Consider the following 2036-nt stretch of genomic DNA (forward strand, 5'->3'; position numbering starts at 1 on the left):
GCCGCAAGGCCAAGCCGAACAGGACCCTCAGGCTGAGGCCGACCCGCAGGGCGGCATCCGAGAAGGTCTCAGGCCGGCCCGGTCGCCCACGCCCTGGAGCACGCCAGTCCATCCCGCAGTCCAGCCACACCAGCCAGCCGCCCCACCGGCGCAGCGCGGCGTTGGAGGCGGACCAGTCCGTCGTGCAATGGCGCACAGATGCAGGCTGGCTCATGGCCAGCCACATGAGCGGCCGGAGTTTCTACGCGAACCGCTGCGCTCCAAAGCTACCCAACAACGCCGGGCCACAAGGAGCGCGCAGTCAACCTCCTCGCTCGCATGGCCCGCGTGGCGATGGAGACAGTGGCAACCGTTGAGGCAATGTGGCCGATCCCACGGGACCAAGGCCGCGCCCAGGGACGGCCGGTCGCCTCGAAGGGGCTCGGAGTACGCTTACCAAGCCGGACGGAGGCGGGCCAGGTGCAAGGGTGACGAGGGGAGAGTAGATGGACGGCGAGATCCTAGCCGAGGCGGTCGAGACGATGCCCGGCGCGGCGCGGGTGCTGACGACACCGGCGCCGCGCGTCGCCTCGCCTCGTAGCAGAACGACGTCGCAGTGCTCGCCGACTTGGTGGTCGAGAACGGCACCGACCGGAACCTCGAGGACCTCGTCGTCTCGGTTTCCTTCGAGTCGCCGGTGATCAGGCCGCGGAGTTGGACCTTCGACCGCGTGGCCGCGGGTGGCGAGGTGCGGCCGCGCGACCGGCACTTGCCGCTCTCCCCGGGGCTTCCGGGACAAGCCGACAGACCGCTTACGTGCGGAAGTGCGCTTCGATCTGCGCAAAGGTGACGAGCGCCTCGCCGCGTTCGTCACACCCGATGACCCAGCGGTGGACCGGCTACTCAAGGCCGCCTCCGAGGTGATGCGCGCGGCCGGCAGGTCCGGATTGATCACCAGCTACTGGGAGGGCCCGCGCTCGCGTGCGTGGGAGATCATGGCGGCAGTCCGTAGCGCCGTCCTGGCGCGCGGCCTCTCCTACGCCGTGTCGCCGGCGAGCTTCGAAAGGACAGGCCAGAAGGTGCGCCTGCCCTCGGACATCGAAGCCGCGGGCCTCGCCACCTGCTTGGATACGGCGCTCCTGTTCGCGGCTTGCTTCGGGCAGGCGGGACTGCACCCCATGGTGGTGTTCACCGAGGGTCATGCCTTTGCCGGCGCCTGGCTCCAGCCCCCACACCTGCCCGCGATGACTACGGACGACCCCCAGATGCTGCGCAAGGCGCTGGCCCTCGACGAACTCGTGCTCTTCGAGACGACGCTCGCGGCGGGCGACCACGCGGTGGCCTTCTCACGCACCGTTACCGATGCCGGGCGGCGGCTTGCGGAAGAGCGCGACGGCGAGCCCTCTTCGATACGCTTATGCCACTCGACCTTGCCGACCTCGCCGTTGCCCGGGCGGCCTCCGCACAGGCCGAGAACAACCGGGCCGAGGCCCGCCCGCAGGCTCAGGCCGTGACCGCCCTCGCGCCCAAGGGCCTCGACAGCTTGCGCAATCTCGTCGCGGCGCGGCGGCACCTCGCTGGTGGAACAGGCATCGCTGTGCGGGGCGTTCCAGGCCGAGGCCAAGATCCGGGCCGCGCTGGACGTGGTCGGCCTCGACCTCCTGCTCCTCCGGCTCAAGAAGGCATAGGGCGTCGAAGCTGCGATCCGCGGCGACATCGACGGACAGCGGCAGGCGGCCGAGCCCCTGGAGACCGAGTTGACCGCCCTGGGCCGTGACGGGCCGGGCGAGCAGCCCGCCGAGGTCGAGGGCCGGCTGAAGCTCGCCCGACGGCACCTCGGCGTCACGGAGGCCGCCCGGCTCCTCTACGAGGCGCTGGGCGACCGCAAAGAGCGCTGGCTTGACCCCGTCAAGGCGCGCGTCGTGCTTTATCTCCGGCTGCTCATCCCCGACGACGGGGTGGTGCCCGACGAGGAAACGCTGGAAGTCCGCGGCGCCCGCCGCTAGGGCTGGCACGGGCCCTTCGACTCTCTCAGTGTCGGCAACCGCGAGCAGATG

At 70.7% G+C, this 2036-nt stretch carries 4 protein-coding genes; 3 read left to right on the top strand and 1 reads right to left on the bottom strand.

The window, feature by feature from the left end; genetic code table 11:
- On the bottom strand, window positions 1-214 hold a 214-nt coding region (locus AC5JLB_RS02325; protein ID WP_495872248.1), incomplete at its 3' end, for a transposase.
- Between the two features lie 589 nt (window positions 215-803).
- Between AC5JLB_RS02325 and AC5JLB_RS02330 the strand changes: the two genes are divergently transcribed.
- From AC5JLB_RS02330 to AC5JLB_RS02340, 3 genes are read left to right on the top strand one after another with little or no spacing between them, the layout of a single operon-like run.
- A complete protein-coding gene (locus tag AC5JLB_RS02330) occupies window positions 804-1493 on the top strand; it encodes a hypothetical protein (RefSeq protein WP_495872249.1) in 690 nt (229 codons plus the stop codon).
- Window positions 1490-1756 (top strand): hypothetical protein, encoded by a 267-nt coding sequence (locus AC5JLB_RS02335; protein WP_495872250.1) that lies wholly within the window; start codon window positions 1490-1492, stop codon window positions 1754-1756. The genes AC5JLB_RS02330 and AC5JLB_RS02335 overlap by 4 nt, the downstream gene beginning before the upstream one ends.
- Complete coding sequence (locus AC5JLB_RS02340) at window positions 1737-1985, top strand: hypothetical protein (protein ID WP_495872251.1); 249 nt, start codon at window positions 1737-1739, stop codon at window positions 1983-1985. The genes AC5JLB_RS02335 and AC5JLB_RS02340 overlap by 20 nt, the downstream gene beginning before the upstream one ends.
- Window positions 1986-2036: the final 51 nt, after the last annotated feature.

Source organism: Myxacorys chilensis (assembly GCF_059505265.1).